The sequence below is a fragment of the Pseudomonas sp. NFACC04-2 genome, assembly GCF_900119265.1.
GTDB lineage: Bacteria > Pseudomonadota > Gammaproteobacteria > Pseudomonadales > Pseudomonadaceae > Aquipseudomonas > Aquipseudomonas fluorescens_AA.
Window position 1 is genome coordinate 158,266 of sequence record NZ_FPJC01000006.1, and the last position, 17,966, is coordinate 176,231.

At 58.0% G+C, this 17,966-nt stretch carries 18 protein-coding genes and 1 pseudogene; 3 read left to right on the plus strand and 16 right to left on the minus strand.

Translation table 11 applies throughout. The annotated features are described in order from the left end of the window. Positions 1-65: 65 nt before the first annotated feature. A complete protein-coding gene (locus BT125_RS11075; RefSeq protein WP_072406861.1) occupies positions 66-1,109 on the minus strand; it encodes a GlxA family transcriptional regulator in 1,044 nt (347 codons plus the stop codon). Between the two features lie 373 nt (positions 1,110-1,482). Between BT125_RS11075 and BT125_RS30010 the strand changes: the two are divergent. Then, positions 1,483-2,484, plus strand: a pseudogene (locus tag BT125_RS30010) (cache domain-containing protein); the annotation flags it as partial. A gap of 93 nt (positions 2,485-2,577) precedes the next feature. Continuing rightward, complete coding sequence (locus tag BT125_RS30015) at positions 2,578-3,345, plus strand: methyl-accepting chemotaxis protein (protein WP_371857799.1); 768 nt, start codon at positions 2,578-2,580, stop codon at positions 3,343-3,345. 36 nt (positions 3,346-3,381) lie between these two features. On the opposite strand, the gene BT125_RS11085 is transcribed toward BT125_RS30015, so the two are convergent. The 14 genes from BT125_RS11085 to BT125_RS11150 all read right to left on the minus strand — a co-directional run bounded on the left by BT125_RS11085 (position 3,382) and on the right by BT125_RS11150 (position 15,081). Beyond that, positions 3,382-4,164: a phosphate/phosphite/phosphonate ABC transporter substrate-binding protein gene (locus BT125_RS11085; protein WP_072406864.1), complete on the minus strand. Its 783-nt coding sequence runs from the start codon at positions 4,162-4,164 to the stop codon at positions 3,382-3,384. Positions 4,165-4,199: 35 nt separating this feature from the next. After that, positions 4,200-5,528: an LLM class flavin-dependent oxidoreductase gene (locus BT125_RS11090; protein ID WP_072406866.1), complete on the minus strand. Its 1,329-nt coding sequence runs from the start codon at positions 5,526-5,528 to the stop codon at positions 4,200-4,202. 36 nt (positions 5,529-5,564) lie between these two features. Next, the gene (locus tag BT125_RS11095; RefSeq protein WP_256573756.1) at positions 5,565-6,509 is read right to left on the minus strand and encodes an ABC transporter substrate-binding protein; all 945 of its coding nucleotides are present in this window, start codon (positions 6,507-6,509) and stop codon (positions 5,565-5,567) included. A gap of 10 nt (positions 6,510-6,519) precedes the next feature. Beyond that, positions 6,520-7,203 (minus strand): ABC transporter permease, encoded by a 684-nt coding sequence (locus BT125_RS11100; RefSeq protein WP_072406870.1) that lies wholly within the window; start codon positions 7,201-7,203, stop codon positions 6,520-6,522. Then, positions 7,203-7,832, minus strand: coding sequence for an ABC transporter permease (locus BT125_RS11105; protein ID WP_072406872.1), 630 nt, complete (start codon positions 7,830-7,832; stop codon positions 7,203-7,205). Before BT125_RS11105 ends, BT125_RS11100 begins: the two co-directional genes overlap by 1 nt. Then, positions 7,829-8,860 (minus strand): ABC transporter ATP-binding protein, encoded by a 1,032-nt coding sequence (locus BT125_RS11110; protein WP_072406874.1) that lies wholly within the window; start codon positions 8,858-8,860, stop codon positions 7,829-7,831. The genes BT125_RS11105 and BT125_RS11110 overlap by 4 nt, the downstream gene beginning before the upstream one ends. Positions 8,861-8,890: 30 nt before the next feature. After that, complete coding sequence (locus BT125_RS11115; RefSeq protein WP_072406876.1) at positions 8,891-9,835, minus strand: fatty acid desaturase; 945 nt, start codon at positions 9,833-9,835, stop codon at positions 8,891-8,893. A gap of 129 nt (positions 9,836-9,964) precedes the next feature. Next, positions 9,965-10,204 (minus strand): hypothetical protein, encoded by a 240-nt coding sequence (locus tag BT125_RS11120; RefSeq protein ID WP_072406878.1) that lies wholly within the window; start codon positions 10,202-10,204, stop codon positions 9,965-9,967. A 102-nt stretch (positions 10,205-10,306) separates the two neighbouring features. After that, positions 10,307-11,173 (minus strand): DMT family transporter, encoded by an 867-nt coding sequence (locus BT125_RS11125; RefSeq protein ID WP_072406880.1) that lies wholly within the window; start codon positions 11,171-11,173, stop codon positions 10,307-10,309. After that, positions 11,157-11,423: a hypothetical protein gene (locus BT125_RS11130; protein ID WP_072406882.1), complete on the minus strand. Its 267-nt coding sequence runs from the start codon at positions 11,421-11,423 to the stop codon at positions 11,157-11,159. Before BT125_RS11130 ends, BT125_RS11125 begins: the two co-directional genes overlap by 17 nt. Before the next feature lie 42 nt (positions 11,424-11,465). Beyond that, positions 11,466-12,125 (minus strand): dimethylsulfonioproprionate lyase family protein, encoded by a 660-nt coding sequence (locus tag BT125_RS11135; protein ID WP_072406884.1) that lies wholly within the window; start codon positions 12,123-12,125, stop codon positions 11,466-11,468. A gap of 170 nt (positions 12,126-12,295) precedes the next feature. Beyond that, positions 12,296-13,195 carry a glycine betaine ABC transporter substrate-binding protein gene (locus tag BT125_RS11140; RefSeq protein ID WP_072406886.1) on the minus strand — a complete coding sequence of 300 codons (900 nt, stop codon included), beginning with the start codon at positions 13,193-13,195 and terminating at the stop codon, positions 12,296-12,298. Between the two features lie 201 nt (positions 13,196-13,396). After that, positions 13,397-14,332, minus strand: a complete 936-nt coding sequence (locus tag BT125_RS11145) for an electron transfer flavoprotein subunit alpha/FixB family protein (RefSeq protein WP_072406888.1) — start codon at positions 14,330-14,332, stop codon at positions 13,397-13,399. After that, a complete protein-coding gene (locus BT125_RS11150) occupies positions 14,332-15,081 on the minus strand; it encodes an electron transfer flavoprotein subunit beta/FixA family protein (protein ID WP_072406890.1) in 750 nt (249 codons plus the stop codon). Before BT125_RS11150 ends, BT125_RS11145 begins: the two co-directional genes overlap by 1 nt. A gap of 223 nt (positions 15,082-15,304) precedes the next feature. Between BT125_RS11150 and BT125_RS11155 the strand changes: the two genes are divergently transcribed. Further along, positions 15,305-17,341 (plus strand): NADH:flavin oxidoreductase, encoded by a 2,037-nt coding sequence (locus BT125_RS11155; RefSeq protein ID WP_072406892.1) that lies wholly within the window; start codon positions 15,305-15,307, stop codon positions 17,339-17,341. A 342-nt stretch (positions 17,342-17,683) separates the two neighbouring features. On the opposite strand, the gene BT125_RS11160 is transcribed toward BT125_RS11155, so the two are convergent. Further along, the gene (locus tag BT125_RS11160) at positions 17,684-17,965 is read right to left on the minus strand and encodes a hypothetical protein (RefSeq protein ID WP_072407071.1); all 282 of its coding nucleotides are present in this window, start codon (positions 17,963-17,965) and stop codon (positions 17,684-17,686) included. Position 17,966: the final 1 nt, after the last annotated feature.

Consider the following 17,966-nt stretch of genomic DNA (forward strand, 5'->3'; position numbering starts at 1 on the left):
TGCTCCCGCTGAACTTCGTAGCCCTCCCCGCCCCCAAAAACTCACTTTCCAATCCGTCAGCGCCTTCAGCGCAAGGCTTGCTTGCGCTCCGATTTCGAACGGTAACTGCCAGGCGGCACACCAAAGAAATCCCGAAAACGACGCTGGAAGTGTGGGGAACTGACGAAGCCTGTCGCCACGGCGATTTCGGTCACGGACCGATTGGTTTGCTGGATGAGTTGACGAGCACGCGTCAGGCGCAGCTCCAGGTAATAGCGCGTTGGGGTCGCACCGAGAAAACTGCAGAAACGTCGCTCCAACTGACGCTTGGAAATCTTCACGCACGCCGCCAGCTCATCGATGGTCAAGGGCTCCTCTACGTTCTGCCACATCAGCTCCAACGCCAACTTGAGGCTTTCCGGCAGCGTCGGGTCGGTCTCGACGAAAACCGGTGGCAAGTCCGTCGCGTCGTCACCTGACTCATCACAACGCAGAATTTCCTCGATGGCCCCCACCAGCGCCGCTCCGCCCGTCTGGCGAATCAATTGGAGCATCATGCGCAGCGAACTGTTGGCGCCCGCGCAACTGACCCGCTCCCGATCCACCACATAGGCCCGGCTGGACACCTTCACATGGGGAAACACCTCCACCATCATGGCTCGGCTTTCCGGGTGGACAGCGCATTCGAAACCATCCAACAAATTGGCATCGGCAACGAAGAAGACACCGTTCCACAACCCGCCCAGGATCGCCCCGGACGTCGCATTGGCGCGCAGCTTGCGGCGCAGCAAGGGATGGCCTTGCAACTTCACGCGAAAGCCCCCGGCGACAATCAGCACGTCCTGGTTTTCCGGCATCTGCGCCAGTTCGATGTCCGTCGAGATGACAATGCCCAGGTCGCTCGTCACCTGCCCACCTGAAACCCCCACCGTCAGCACCTCATAGAGGGGCATGTCGCTCATCAGGTTGGCGGTCACCAGCGCATCCACCGCACCGGTGAAGGACATCATCGAGAAGTTGTCCATCAATACAAACGCGACACGGATCGGCGCCTGGCTGGCGGGCGCCGCTCCGAGCGGTCGATAAGCCATGTTCTTGTTTTTGAGTACGCTCTCGAATGCGCTTGGCATAGGGCCTCGTTAATACATTAAAGACGATGAGGATTTGCTGCACGTGGGTGCCTGAGCCGCAGGGCGAAGGCGCAGAGCAAACCACGCTATCTTCCAGACTAGTCAAGTCGGCTGCAATCGCGCCTACGCCCTCTACCGATCGTCCCGCGCCAAAATGGCAAGCCTCAAGTGCCTACGACTTTGGTCGATACACTGGCAGTAGGCATGGGCGCTTTTCCCTTCCAGAGACTCGCAACGCCAACCACTGCTGTTTCCGCCGTTCCAACACTTAAAATATTCCGCGGGAGAAGTCATGAACATCAAACAGAAGCTGACATGGGCGTTCGCGGCCATCGCCTGCCTCCCGGTTATCCTGGTAGCGGTGCTTGTCGTAATGAACCTGCGCGACGCCGCAAAGGCCAACTTCCTGGACAGCAGCGGCCGTGAAATCCGCCAGATCGACAACGGCATGAAGCAGTTCTTCGATGGCATCAGCCAGAACGTCGAATTCTTCGCCAAGGATCCACGGATCGTCGCAGCCAAGGATCTGAAAAACTACTCCGGTGCCGACGCCGCACAAATTCCTCTCCCCGAGATCAACAAACAGCTTTTGGAGATCTTCGACAGATTCGCCAAGAGCCACCCGACCACCGCCTATCTTTCCCTGGGCCTGGCCGACGGCGGCTATGCCAGTTGGCCTGACGATCCCAAGATATCCAACTACGACCCGCGGGTGCGCCCATGGTACAAGGCCGCCATCGCCGCGCCGGGTACCACCGTGCGTACGGATGCCTATTATTGGGCGCCGGATGATGTCTCATTGATCGGCATCGTACATACGGTTTCAGACGCCGCCGGCAAGCTGGTGGGGGTGGTTGGCCTGGACGTATCGCTCAAGCAGCTCACTGAACTGGTCAAGAACATCAAGCTGGGCGACAGCGGCTACCTGATGCTGGTGGAAGCCAACGGCAACGTCCTGGTGGACGCCGCCGATGCCAAGCACAACTTCAAGCCGCTGGCCGACCTTGGCCCCCACTATGCCGAGCTGGCCAAAAGCAGCGATGGCGTGACTCAAATCGAGATCGACGGCGTGCCCTACATGGCCAACGTGGTCAGCTCCAAAGGGTTGGGCTGGCGCTTCATCGGCCTGATCAAGCGCGATGAAGTGATGTCCGAGGCCTCGAGCCTGACTTGGCTGATCGCCGCCATCGCCGCCGCGCTGGCCGTGGTCTTCGCCGTGGTGGGCGCCAGTTTCGCCAGCGTGATCGTGCGGCCGATTCGCGGTGTTGCCAACGGTCTGCAGGAAATCGCCGAAGGTGAAGGCGACCTCACCCGCAAACTCATCGTGCAAGGCAAGGACGAAACGGCCACCCTGGCGGGCTGGTTCAACCAGTTCCTGGGCATGATCGCGCAACTGATGCAACGCATCGGCAGCGCCTCTTCCGACCTGCAAACCGCCGCGGCCGATACCAGCCACGTGGCCCAGAACATGAACGATGCGGCCGGGCGCCAGCGCCAGGCCGTGGAATTGGTGAGCACCGCGTTCAACGAAATGGTTGCCACCGCCAACGAAGTGGCCCGCTCTTGCAGCCAGGCCGCCTCCAGTGCGGACGAAGGCTACCGCGATGTACACGACGGCCAGCATCACATCGGCGAAGCCACCGGCAGCGTGCTGAAACTGAGCGAAGACCTGCAGAAATCGACCCAGACCATGCAGGCGTTGGAGCAAGACAGCAAGAACATCAACACTATCCTCGACACCATTCGCTCGATTGCCGAACAGACCAACCTGTTGGCCCTCAACGCCGCGATCGAAGCCGCACGGGCCGGCGATCAAGGTCGTGGGTTCGCCGTGGTGGCCGACGAGGTACGGGCGCTGGCACGGCGCACCGCCGACTCCACCGGCGAAATCGACAGCCTGTTGGGCAACCTCGCACGGCGCACCCAGGAAGTCACCCAGCAGATGCAAAGCAGCCTGCAGGTGTCGCACACCAGCGTCGAGCGCATTCAACAGGCCCGTGACAGCTTCGACAAGATCCGCAATTCGGTGGACTCGATTCGCGACCAGAACACCCAGATCGCCACGGCGGCGGAGGAGCAGCACCAGGTGGCCGAAGACATCAACCGGCACATCGCGCAGATTCATGCCGATGCCCAGTTGGTCGAGGAGTTCGCTCACTCGGCACAGACCGGCTCAGGACGCTTGACGGATATTTCCGGGCAGCTCAAGGGCTTGGTTGGGCGCTTCAGGTTCTAGCCTGTTTGAGGTGGCGAGCCAGGGACGGCTCGCGGCTCAGGATGATACAAACGAAAAGCCGCGATTGGCCGCACTGCGCTCGTACTCCAGAAGACACTCATAGTCAGCCTCACTGGCCGGCAGGACTTCCCTGATCGCCAGGTCACGGGAAATCTCAGGAAGCTGGCCCAAGGCTTCGTTCATTGCGCTCCTGATAAAGTCTGCTTGCGTCGCCGTTCGACGAATCGACGTTATGTAAGGCAGGCAGGGACTGCGCACACTTCGCACCAGGATTCTAAGACCGTCGATCTCGGCACTGTTATCTCTCGCCAGATAGTCGTAGGTGACGCTGTCGATGGAAGCCAAATCGCCCTCGCCCTTTTTCAGTCTTCGCATGCTCTCCCTGTGGGATCCGGTGAAGGTGAGTTTCGAGAAAAAACCACGGTCGCTGATCCCCGCCAACGTGTGGCGCAATAAATTCATTCCAGAGTTGGAATCCCGGGCGTTGATCAGTCCATGGCTGCCCTGCAAGCCCGCCAGATCAGTCACGGGCGAATCAGCTCTACACAGCAGCAAACTGCAATGGTCACCCCCCGAGCTATGAGCAAGCTCATAGCTCGGACGCCCTATCAGCCTCACCTTTCCCCGTAGTGACGTGACGAAGGGATAGCCGCAGGTCTGGGATAACAACAGATCAGGGGAAAGCCAATGGGACATGGGATCAACGATCTGCTGTTGCTCACGGCGCTCACCCAGAATCTCCAGGATGCGCTGGAGCCAGGCGTCTTGTGCCTGTAAAACCCTGGCGGGAGCGAGGTACATGGATAGATCGCTGATCATATGAAATCCATTCAGAGGATTGTGATTGACGCTGATCACAGCAGGAAGCGATTGGCAGGCGTCTTCAAACCCAAGCGATCCCTCAGGGTCCCGGGTTCATATTCCTTGCGGAAAACCCCTCTGGCTTGCAGTAAAGGCACCACGCCACGGGTGAATGTTTGGAAGTCAGTGGGCAAAAACGGAAACATGAGGTTGTAGCCATCGACGGCATTCGACTCGTACAACGCTGAAAGCTTATCGGCAATATGCTCCGCCGTTCCGATCAGCAGCCAGGTACTGGAACTCTTGACCAGCCGGCGCCCTATTTCACGGATGGACAACGAGGTGTCGTACTTCTTGAGCAGGGCCAGCTCGGTTCGAATGCCATCGAACTCAGATTCATCCGGCAACGCGGGTAGTGGGCTGTCCGGCGACAGGCCTGTCAGATCAAGACGGGTGTAGCTGGAGACCAGATCAATCGCCACGGCATCGATAATGAGGCTGTCCTCCAGTTGCCGACGTCGCGCCTCCTCGGTCTCATTCTCCAGAACCACCGGAAGCACCCCGGTAATGATTTTCAGATCACTGGAATGCCGGCCTTTCAACTCGAGCCGGCGATTCAAATCGGCCCTGTAGGCCAGCCCCTCTTCGACCGTATTGATAAAACAGAAATGCACGTCCGCATGGGCGGCGGCCAGATCCTTGCCCGCTTCAGAAGACCCCGCCTGGGCAAGGACCGGATGTCCTTGCGGTGGACGCGGCACGTTAAGCGGCCCACGCACGTTGAAATGTGCGCCTTTGTGATGGATCGGGTGAATTTTAGACGGGTCGGCAAAATCGCCGCTGTCTTTGTCAAACTCAAGAGCCCCCTCCTCCCAGGAGTCCCAAAGCTGCTTGGCGACATGGATGAACTCCTCCGCCCGCCGATAACGATCGCCGTGTTTGGTCACGCCTGACAATCCGAAATTCGAAGCCTCCTCTTCCAACCAGGACGTCACAATATTCCAGCTGGCTCGCCCTGCGCTGAGGTAGTCCAGCGAAGCGAAATATCGCGCAATATTGAAGGGCTCGTTATAAGACGTTGAAGCGGTGCCCATCAGCCCGATGTGATCGGTGACAGCCGCCAATGCGGACAAGAGCGTAATCGGTTCAAGGCGGGCGTTGGCGTAGTGCCTCAACCCACTGGCGACGGAGTCCCAGACCGCGACGTGATCCGCGACAAAAACCGCATCGAACTTCGCCGCTTCGGCTGCCTGCACCAGTTTCACGTAGTAGCCCAGCGTCAATATTTCCTTGGTCGGCGACAGTGGGTGGCGCCAGGAAAAACGATGATCCCCTTGGGGATTAAAAAAGAACAAATTCAAAATCATACTTTTATTGGACATAACGCCTCCGCGACCTTACCCACATCGCATTCATGTTCAGTTGGCCGCCTTGACGGTATTTTCAGCGACCCACTGCGCCGCGACTTTTGCGGGATCCTTGTGATCGATATCAACCAGGCGATTGAGTTGCTTGAGGTCGTCATCGGTCAGTTTCGCAGAGACCTCGTTGAGCACTTTGGTGACTTCTGGGGTTAGCAACGCCTTGCGCCCCAGTGGCGTAATGTTTTGCAGGGGCTGCTGGTGCTTGTCGTCCTCGAGCACAACCCAAGGTTCTTTTGCCAGGATGCCTTGCGTGGAGACCACCGTGGCGACGTCGATAGCGCCTGAGTTCAGTGCCAGCCGCGACAAGGGCCCGCCCATGTCCAGCGATTTGACGCTCTTGAAGTTGATGCCGTAGACCGCCTTCAACCCGGGCAGGCCTAAGGCGGCAGTTGTGACTTCGGGAGGCCCACCCAGCGTGAGTTCGCCGGAGACGGGCGCCAGGTCGGACAAGGTGTGCAGGTTGTACTTTTCTGCGGTTTTCTGGGTGACGGCCCAAGCGGTAATAGAGCCCGCGGCCGAAGGTTCGAGCAACTGGAGGCCCGCCGGCAACTTCTGTTGCAAGGCACTGACGATCTCCTTTTGGCTGGTCAGGGCGCTCTTGTCGTCATAGAAACTCAACAGTGATCCTATGTACTCGGGTACAACGTCGATATCCCCGTTTTCCAACGCCTTGGCGATGATCTGGCGGTTCCCCAGATTGAGCCGGGTCTTGACCTCAATCCCTTCCTTTTTCAAAGCTGATGCATAGATATTTGCGAGAATCGTCTGCTCGGAAAAATTGGCCCCGCCTACGGTGATGGACTGGGCACTGGCAAATGCGCTGCCCACCAGCAAGCCTAATCCCAGCAACAGTGAAACCGAGTGCGCTGAACGAGTCTTCGAACGTTGTTTGTTTTTCATTTGGATTTGTACCTCTGCAGAATTAATACGCACTTTCATATGCCCCTGATCATGGAGCGCTCAGTCCAACATCCCCCGCTCGCCATTTTCGAACCATGAATGTTTCGATCATTGAACAAACCCACTCGCTGACTATCGCAAGTGCCGACACCAGCAGTGCACCGCCAATGATTTGAGGGGTATCATTTCGACCAAGCCCGTCAATGAGAAACCTGCCCAGCCCGCCGAACCCTGCATAGGCGGCGATGGTGGCCGTAGCAATAAGTTGCACCAGGGCTGATCGGAATCCAGAAAAGATCAGCGGAAAAGCCAACGGTAATTCCAACTGAATAAACATCTGCCATCTGCGCATCCCCATCGATTTGGCAGCATGCTTCAGAGACGAATCCACCTGATCGATGCCAACATAGGTATTGGTCAATATCGGCGGGATGCTCAGGGTGACCAAGGCGATTATCACCGTGCTGGTTTCATAACCAATGACCATGATTGCAAGTATCACAATACCCAGGGAGGGCAATGCCCGCCCAATATTGAACAACCCTATCGCCACTTGCGCGCCTTTGCGGTAGTTGGCCATGAGTACGCCGAGCGGCAACGCTATCGCACAAGCAATAGCCAGGCTCGAAGACACATAATAAATATGCTCCGCCAGTCGACTGAGTATCCCGTCTTCGCCGAACCAGTTTTCAGGAAGAGAAAACCAGAGGTAGACATCTGCGATGCTGTTCATTAGCGCACCCAAGGGACCAGCCATTTATTGATTGAATAAAACAGAAAATCAAAACATAACGCCAACATCACCGTCAGGACCAAACTGACCGCCACAGGCGTAGTGAAACTTTGAGCCAACCCGGTAATGAACAGCTGCCCCAATCCGCCTTGACCAATTAACGCAGTAACCGTCACCAGCCCGACCAATGTCACTGCGGTCGTTCGCAGCCCTGCCAATAACGAAGGCAGCGCCAGGGGAAGTTCAACCCCCAGAAATCTCTGCATTCGCGTGTACCCTAGCGCGCGGGCTTCTTCCAGCACGTCCGGGGGGTTGCTCGCAAGGCCCGCCAAAGTGTTCTGTAACACAATGAGCAAGGCATACAGGCTCAAACCAATCACCGCCGTCGTCTTGGACAAACCGGTAAAGGGCATTATCAAAATGAACAGTGCCAGGGACGGAATGGTAAAAAGTATTCCGCTGACATAAATCATGGGCTGCGCCAACCCTGGCTTCCACAACGTCAAGAGCACCATTGCGCCCGCTAACAACATTCCTATACACAAGCCCAAGGTCACTAGCTGAATATGGTCAAATAACAGCTGGCCGATCTGCTGGCAGTTTTCAACGATCCAGGACCAGTCAATCATTGCGCACTTCCAAAGCGGCGCTCATTGAGTGCGCTGTGAAAGCTGGCAATCGACAGGCAACCTTCGTAACCGCCCGACTCGTCCACTCGAACAACCACACCGAGCGGAGCCGTTAGAATTTTAACCAGTGCGTGATGCAACGAGTCATTATTCGAAACCGTGGTAAGTTCAGGGACAGGCAAGTCCGATTCGCTGACCCACTTCAGCGGATTGGACTTATCATCCAGCAAAAGTTTGAATTCGCAATTGACTTCATCCACAGGAAGATCAGAAACCTTCATCAGCGACAGTCTTTTTAACAGCGGATCCTTGCCGATGAAGTTCTTCACAAACTCGCTGGCAGGATGGGCAAGGATATTGTGAGGTGTATCGAACTGAGCAAGCTTTCCTTCGCCCTCGAAGATGGCGATCCGATCACCAATCTTGATGGCCTCTTCCATGTCATGGGTCACCAGGATAATGGTTTTATGCAAACGCCTCTGCAGCGCAACCAGTTCGTCCTGCAGTCGCTCGCGGATCACCGGATCAAGCGCGGCAAAGGGTTCGTCCATCAATACAACCGGTGGGTCCGAGGCCAATGCCCTCGCCAAGGCAACACGACTTTGCTGTCCGCCCGACAGTTGATTGGGGTACCTGTCCAGAAATTCCGGCTGAAGTCCGACCAGGGAAATGAGCTCGCTCACGCGCTGGCGGATCTGATGCTTGTTCCAACCCAGGAGCCGCGGAACAGCGCCAATATTTTCTGCAACGGTTTGATGAGGAAATAAGGCTGAGCTTTGCATCATGAAACCGATGCCACGGCGAAGCGTCACGACATCAAGCTCATCGGTCGCCACCCCATTGACACAGATACGGCCACTGTCCTGGGTGTCCAGTCTATTGATCATTCGCAAAATGGTCGTTTTGCCACAGCCACTTGGTCCGACAAATACGCAGATCTCCCCCTTCCGGACATGAAGCGTTAAATCGCTCACGGCCATTCGCGGGCTGCCTTTATGAGTTTTCTTGATGGCTTCAAAACGTATCATTTTCCGACGCCCAGATTGGCTTGAGTATTTTTAGTGCCTGGCAGGATGGCGAGGACAATCCACGGGATTGACCAGATGTCTCTGCAATAACTGGAAGTAGCCACGGATGACATAGCCATTGTTTCGCGCGATCCATTGTTCACGCCTGGCTCTATACACCCGGGGCAAATAAAACCAGGGCAAACCGGGAAGATCGTGATGGACCAAGTGAAGATTGAGGTTAAGAAAGAGCCAACTCAAAAGCCCTGAGGATTCATTGATCACCGTGCGGTGTTCTGGCAGCGTTGACGGTCGATGCTCGTAAAACGACCTGACCATTGAAATGGACAATGCTGGAAGTGCCACAAGCAAGAGGTACTGGAGTGCGCTGATGGCGCTGTATTGTTCAACCAATCCCAGCAACACCCCCACGCTCAAGAGATGAATGAGCCACATCCGCCAACTGCTTCGCTCTGACTGCAACAATCCTCCGAACGCGGTACTTGCAAGAGTCATCAATGCCAACGGCGCGCCGATGATCAGGCGCCCGCCCAAGGTCTTGTTCGCCCACAACAAGGCCTTCATATAACGGGGTGATTGCACCCAGGACATGCGGGTGACATAGCGACTTTCTGGATCTTGTCCGGGCACAGTCAGCACTTCATCGTTGTGATGGGCCAAATGCGTGTCCCGGTAGATGTCGTAGGGATACCAGACGGCAAACGGCAGGAATCCCAAGGCTTTGTTCATCATGGGCCATCGGGTGGGATGACCGTGGATCAGTTCATGCTGAATCGACATCCAGAGCACGACCAGCGGAACCAACAAGACAATGCTGATAAGTTGGCCAAGTGCCTGCCCGTGAAAAACAATAAGAGCCCAGGCCAGATAAAAGCCGACCAGTAAAAGCCAGGTGGGCCATTCAGTCTGGCTGCTCAACGTTCTGCTGAGCCTGACGATTTCGGCTCGATGAGCTTCATCCAAATAATTTGGCATGGTGGTAAGTCGCGATAGGCTGCGCTGAACAGACGCCCGATCACTCACACTTCAAGCTACCACCCGGGACGGGTGTTACCTGGAGATGACTGACTGACGTTACGGTATGGAAGTGCCAACAGCGCTGTGTCACATGGCGTAGAGCAGAAACGCCAAGCCTTCGCTGATTGCACTGCAGGCTTCGCTGTTAGCCTGACAAGGGAGAGGTTTGCCGGTCACGAATGGGACGGCAATGAAGGTCTCAGGACTGATATGGGTATTGCCGGAATGAGAAATCGCTCCATAGGCTTGGTCATAGGACAAAGCCTCGAGGCTGATTGGAAAGATTCGGACACCGGACATAGTCGTACCATCGATTAGGTTGAACATATCCGGCTGTCCGGTGGGAACAATCTAGCATGACGACTAATACGGACAAGGAATATATTCAGTTATGCTTATTCCTAACACGCATAAGATAAAACAGGTCACCTAACCTTTCGCCTTGATCGCATACAGGCCACCGGCAATCACCATGCACGCCCCCACGACGGTCCATAGGTCGGGCAGTTCGCCGAACACGAACAGGCCGATGAATGTGGCGAACACCAACAGCGTGTAATTGAACGGTTGAAGCGTACCTGCCGTTGCGTACTTGAGCGCCTGGAGGAGTAGCAGCTGCGCCACCATGCCGATCGTCGACAGCACGGCGATCAGGCCCCACTGTGTCGGAGTCGGCGAAACCCACCCTGGCAAGCCAGAGAACGTGATGGCCAGGGCGCCGAAAAAGCCCATGTAGAGCATGTTCGTCGCGAATGAATCATCCCGGCTGATCCGACGTGTCAGCACACTGAAGACCGCGAATCCCAGGGCCGACAATAGCGGAATCAGCGCCACCAATTCGAAGACGCCGGTTCCCGGACGGAGAATCACCAGGGTCCCCAAGAACCCTATGGCCGCAGCCATCCAGCGGCGGACGCCGATGAACTCCCCCAGGAACGCGCCTGCCAAGGCCAGGGTCATCAGCGGAAACACCGCATACAGGGCATGCATCTCAGCCATGCCAAGGTAGCGCAGCCCCAATCCGAACAACGCGCTTTCGCCCACCCCCAGCAAGGCACGAATGACCTGCAGGACAGGATGATGGCTTCGACACGCCGCTCCCAGGTGGCCGCGATAAAGGCTATAGCCGACAGCGAATGCCAGGAATACCCAGTAACGCACCATGACAAGCTGGGCGACGGGAAGGTCCTTGACCAGCACTTTGGTGATCCCGTCCTGGCTTGCAAAGAGCAGCATGGAAAGCAGGCACAAGAGGATTCCAAGTTGCGGCCGTGGGGCATCACCCACGGCGTGCATCACCCGTGCACGGCTCTAGCGCAACGGTATCCTTGCGTCGTCTTGCGAGGCTGTGGCGCGCAGCGTCTCTTTCCAGCGCCTCGACCGCGACGAGCGCTTCAATGCCTGCCCCGGCTTCGACCTTTTCGATGAAATCCAGGATCGCCCGTTTCATGAACCAGTGGCAGGTGCGGTCCAGCTTTGCCGACACCGACTTCAGCCTGGCCCGTGTTTCCCCATCCAACTTGATACCCAATGTGGTGACGGACATCGTTCAGCCTCTGAAATGACTTGTAGTCTTCGACCCTTAGCCTCAAGCGCAGGGCTCATGGAGCAATCCCCACAGCGCCAGGAGTGGCACTTGCGTTGATCTCATCGCATGGGTGCAGGACGGTGGATTTATGACAATGCCCCCTGCCCCGGGCGTCCACCAGCCTGCGTCCTCGCGATACCAGTCGCCTGGGGACAGCACCAGATAGAACTCAGCCGGAGGATGCTGGTGGAACGGATAACAGGTTTCAGGCGCCATGAGGGCCAATCCCAGGGTCATGCCGGGACAGTCGAACAATCCCCCTGGACCGGTGACCATGCCATGGCGATGCCGCTCCACGAACCGATCGTCCTGGCCAGCCTGGGCCTGACGATTGATCCAGGGAACATGGGGCACCAGCGCCTTCAACGCCTCCAATACCCCTGCCAGGTGTTCAGGGACGCTTGGCGCAGCGTCGAATGCCTGGGCCAAATAGGGCGCCAGGGCTGCCGGTAACGCGCGGGGCGTTGCCGGCGGCATCTTGAGGGTCCACTCGGTCGGGCCCAGGGCGTCGGCATAGGCCTGTGTCGCCCCGGATGTACCGTCCCCCAGGTGATTCGAGAGGATTTCATGCAGCGATCGCCGAAGCCACTGCGCGCTGCGGGTGACAGACGGATCCAACGACAAAGGCTCGTGACGGGTGATCATCGTTTTCAACCCCATTCCTGAGTCAGACGCAGAAGAAGATGACAGGCTGCTCAACGTATCCCAGCGGTACTGGAAGCGGGTCCCGGCATGTCCAAGGGTAGCCCTACAGTATCGATGACAGCCGACGCCCTTCACTTTGCGTCAAGGGCACCGAACTGCAAACACCTATCAAGCAACGGCGGCGATTACTGGCTGACGGTCGCCGAGGCGGTCTGACTGCCAAACATGGCCTCGAAACGAGGCTTGTTGGCGGCGTAGTACTCGGCAACGACCTTGTCTGCCGAACTGTCACGGGCGGTCGCCATCAGCTTCTCAAGGTCGGCCTTGGGAATCTTGAAGTTGGCGAAGAACCGGGCGACATCGGGATGTTCGGCGCTAAAGCCTTTGCGGGCAATCGCGTGAATCTGCTCGGCGCCGCCGAAAACCTGCTTCGGATCATCCAGGTAGCGCAGCGGCCACTTGGCGAACATCCAGTGAGGGCTCCAGGCGTTGATCAATGCCCATTTGTCGCGTTTGAGGTTGCGATCCAGCTCGCTCAGCATGCCAGACTCTGAAGAGGCGACCATCTTGTAGCCTTCGAGCTTGTATTCCTTGATGGCCTTTTCCGTGAGTTTGTATTGGCCGTTGCCCACTTCCGAGGTCAGGATCTTGCCGTCGAGCTTTTGCCGCACTTCAGGCTTGTTGAGGTCCTCGACAGTGGCGAGTTCGCTGGCGGGAATGGACGTTGGCACGGCCATGCCGATCCGACCTTCATACAGCACGCCAAGGTCTTCGAGCTTGTCCTGGTACTTGTCATAGAATGCCTTGTGAGTGTTCGGCAGCCAGACCATCGGGATCAGGTCGATATTGCCGTTGGCCAAGGCCTGGAACTGAATGCCAATGTCGGCGAGCACCAATTTGACCGGTCGCTTCAAGTGGTCGCGCAATGCGGTATCCGCCAGCTTTACAGCGATTTCCGTATCCGACCAATTCACCCAACCGATACGAATGGGCGTGGGTTCCTCGGCGTGGGCCATCAGGCTGCCGGCGGCCATCGCCAGGCCTGCAAGCCAGCCGATACGAGTTTTACTGGAAAACGTCATCATGGTGCATCTCCGCATACTGTATTAATAGTTATTGGCAGGGCAGCAGAAGAATTCACGTTCCCTCATCAAAGCAGAGTGCCATTACACTCCTCAAGGGATTTAATGTTATGCATGGATAAGTTCTGGTTATGCGAAACCCTTCATGTATTCAGGTCGTCCGGCCCTCCTCCGCCCTTTGGCGGAACTTATGAATGTAAGCACTCACAGTGCTTTTTCGAGCGCCGGCAAGGCCTCGAACAGATCCGCCACCCACATGTAATCCGCCACCTGGGCAATCGGCGCTTCAGCGTCCTGGTTGATCGCAACGATGACCTTTGAACCACTCATGCCCGCCAAATGTTGAATGGCGCCACTGATACCCGCCGCGATGTAAAGCTCTGGCGCGACGATTTTCCCGGTCTGCCCGACCTGCAGATCGTTGGGGGCAAACCCCGAATCCACCGCGGCACGCGAGGCCCCTACGGCACCGCCAAGCTTGTCCGCCACCCGCTCGATCAGGGCGAAATTCTCTTTGCTCTGCATCCCGCGGCCACCGGACACGACGACGCGGGCGCTCGACAGGTCGGGCCTTTCGTTGGCCGTCAGTTGCTCGCTCATGAAGCGCACATTGCTTGCGCTTTGCCCGCCCTCCACCGCCACCACTTCGCAGCGATACTCGTGGGACAAGGCCTGGGCGAACGCCGAGGCGCGGACGGTGAGCAACTTGATCGGATCGAGGGACTGCACCGTGGCGATGGCATTGCCGGCATAAATGGGTCGCTGGAATGTGTCCGTCGAGACGATCTGGGTGACGTCGGACAGCATGCCGACATCCAGGCTCGCCGCGATCCGCGGCAGTACATTGCGGCCCATGCTGCTGGCGTCGGCAACGACGTGCGTATACCCCTCGGCCACCAGTGAAGTGATCAGCGGCTGAACATTTTCAGCCAGGGCATTTTCGAACATCGCCTCTTGTGCGAGTAGCACCCGATCCAGGCCCCGGGTGAGCGCCGCCTGTTGCGCCACTGCCGATGCGGCCGTCCCGCCCATCACCAGCAAATCCGTCTCGGCCCCCAGGGCCATGGCGGCGGTCACGGCACTCCACGTACCTGCCGTCAGTTGACCGGCACTGTGCTCGGCGATCACCAATGTGCGCATCAAATCACCCCCGCAACGTTCTTCAATTTATCCACCAGTTCGGCCACCGAACCGACGTTGATCCCCGCTTTGCGCACCGCAGGCGGGACCACCCCTAATAATCGAGCGTGTTCCTTCACGCTCGCGCCCAAGGTGTCAGCGACAATGATTTCAAGTGGTTTTTTCTTGGCCTTCATGATGTTTGGCAACGAGGCGTAGCGCGGTTGGTTCAGGCGCAAGTCACACGTCACCACGGCCGGCATGGCAAGGGCGACCACCTGGCTGCCACCGTCGACTTCACGTTCGACGACCCATTGCCCGTCGACCTGATTGACGGCAGAGGCGTAAGTGGCCTGACCGCTGCCGATCGACTGCGCGACCATCTGCCCGACCTGGTTGTTTTCCTGGTCGATTGCCTGTTTGCCGAACAGGATCAAGTGCGGCTTTTCCCGATCGATCACTTTGCTCAGGTACTTGGCGACATTGAGCGGCTCCAGTACCGCGCTCGTCTCGACCAGAAGCGCCCGGTCCGCGCCGAGCGCCAATGCCGTGCGCAGTTGTTCCTGCGACGCCGACGTGCCCACCGAAACCACCACAACTTCGGATGCCAGCCCCTTTTCCTTGAGGCGAATAGCCTCTTCCACCGCGATTTCGCAGAACGGATTCAAGGCCATCTTCACGCCATTGAGCTCGACGTCTGAACCGTCGGCTTTCACCCGGACTTTCACATTCGGGTCGATGGCGCGCTTTACCGCAACGAGTATTTTCATGGTTCCTGGCATAGCGCTTCGCACAGCCCCCTTGCACTTTGGATCGATGCGCGATGGCCGGCCGCACGAGCCGGACCACCCCTGTTTCGACTGGATGGTAATCCTGGTTTTTACGTCACGCAAGAAAAATGTACACCAGTGTCCCAATCGTTGACACACATGAACATTCGACATACCGTTATGTCAAACCAAGCCTGATGTTCTGTTCCCGGAGCGCAACACCATGTCCAGCGATCCTCTGCTGCAGCCCTATAAGATCAAACACCTGACCCTCAAAAACCGGATCATGACCACCTCCCATGAACCCGCTTATCCTGTCGACGGCATGCCGAAGGACCTGTACCGCGCCTATCACGTCGAACGAGCCAAGGCCGGCGTGGCGCTGACCATGACGGCGGGCTCCGCCGCCGTTTCCCGCGACAGCCCGCCAGTGTTCAACAACGTGCTGGCGTACAAGGACGAAGTGGTCAAATGGATGAAAGACATCACCGACGAGTGCCACGAACATGGCGCGGCGGTGATGATCCAACTGACCCACCTGGGGCGGCGCACGCGCTGGGACAAAGCCGATTGGCTGCCGGTGGTATCACCTTCCCATCGCCGCGAAGCGTCTCACCGGTCGTTTCCGAAAAAGATGGAAGAATGGGATATCGATCGCATCATCAAGGACTACGTCGATGCCGCCGAACGCATGAAGGCGGCCGGTCTTGATGGCCTGGAGCTGCAGGCTTACGGGCATCTCATGGACCAGTTCTGGTCGCCACTGACGAATGAACTCGAGGGGCCCTACGGTGGCTCCCTGGAAAACCGCCTGCGCTTCACTTTTGATGTATTGCGCGGTATCCGCCAGCGCTGTGGTGAAAATTTCCTGGTCGGGATTCGCTACACCGGTGACGAGGATCTGCCGGGGGGCTTCGGCGCCAAGGACGGCATGCAGATTTCCCACATGCTCAAGGACAGCGGCCTGGTCGACTTTCTCAACGTGGTCCGCGGCCACATCGACACCGACGCTGGCCTCACCGACGTGATTCCAATCCAAGGCATGCGCAACTCGCCGCACCTGGATTTTGCCGGCGAGATCCGCTCGGCCACCGGCTTCCCGACGTTCCATGCGGCCAAGATTCCGGACGTCGCCACGGCGCGGCACGCCATTGCCTCGGGCAAGGTGGACATGATCGGCATGACCCGGGCGCACATGACCGACCCCCACATCGTGCGCAAGATCATCGAGAAGCGTGAAGAAGAGATCCGCCCCTGCGTCGGTGCCAACTATTGCCTGGACCGCATCTATCAGGGCGGCGCCGCGTACTGCATCCACAACGCCGCCACCGGCCGCGAAACCACCATGCCCCACGAAATCCCCAAGGCGTCGGTCAAGCGCAAGGTAGTAGTGATCGGCACCGGCCCGGCGGGCCTGGAGGCGGCACGGGTGGCCGGCGAGCGCGGCCACGACGTCACGGTGTTCGAAGTGGCGGATCAACCCGGTGGGCAGATCCGCTTGACTGCGCAGAGCGAGCGGCGGCGCGAGATGATCAGCATCATCGATTGGCGCATGGCGCAATGCGAACGGCTGGGGGTGAAGTTCCAATTCAACACCTGGGCCGAAGCCGAGACCATCATGGCCGAGGCGCCGGACGTGGTGATCGTCGCCACGGGCGGCTTGCCCCATACCGAGGTGCTCAAGCACGGCAATGAACTGGTGGTGTCGACCTGGGACATCATCTCCGGTGACGTCAAGCCCGGCCAGAACGTGCTGATCTTCGACGACGCGGGCGATCACGCGGCGCTACAAGCGGCCGAAGTCATCGCCAACAGCGGTGCGAAACTGGAGATCGTCACGCCGGACCGGTCGTTTGCGCCGGAGGTGATGGCGATGAACCTGGTGCCTTACATGCGCAGCCTGCAAGACCTGAACGTCACCTTCACGGTCACCTATCGGGTCGATTCCGTGGAGAAGCGCGACGGTCAATTGGTGGCCAACTTCGGTAGCGATTATGGTCAGGTGCACAAGCAGCGCGTGGTCGATCAGGTGGTGGTCAACCACGGCACCCTGCCCCTGGACGATTTGTACTTCGAACTGCGCCCGCACTCGAGCAATAACGGCGCGGTGGAGCAGCACAATCTGATCGCCGGGAAAACCCAAAATATCGTGACCAACCCGGAGGGCCGTTTCCAGCTGTTCCGAATTGGCGACGCGGTGTCGGCGCGTAACACCCATGCGGCTATCTACGATGCGCTGCGGCTGGTCAAGGACATTTGAGGTAAAGCGCCCTCGCCCGGATGGCAACAAGTTGGCTGCGTATTGCTTCAAGGCTGAATAAGCAGGCTGACCCACCGCTATCGCGAGCAAGCACGCTCCCACAGGGATTGTGGGTGCTCATGAGTTTTGCATTCACCACAGGACCATTGTGGGTGTTCAAAAGTTTTGCATTCAGCGCAGGCCCCTTGTAGGAGCGAGCTTGCTCGCGATGGCGGCGGCACAATCAGCATCGATTCAAGCTGACCCAGCGCTTTCGCGAGCAAGCTCGCTCCCACAGAGTTTGTGGATGTTCATGAGTTTTGCATTCACCACCCTGATGCGGTGTTGTACATCCTTCCTGGTCTAGCCCCCATCAGTGTCGATATCGGCATCCGTGTCGTCACCGGATTTCGGCCGGTCCGGGTCAGGCTTGAAGCCGGGGCTGAAGGTGTTGTCATTGTCCTGATGATGCTGCTTCTGATCGACTTCAGTGGCAGCGCTGTCAGCCTGATCCGCTCCGGCAGGACTGACGGGCTCGGCACTCGAAGGCCTGCCCGGGACCTGGGGATCGATGGCCGGATCGCTACGCGGGGATGGCGTCTGCGCCTGGCCGTGTTGCTGAGTGTTTGCGGGATCGTCGTTCATG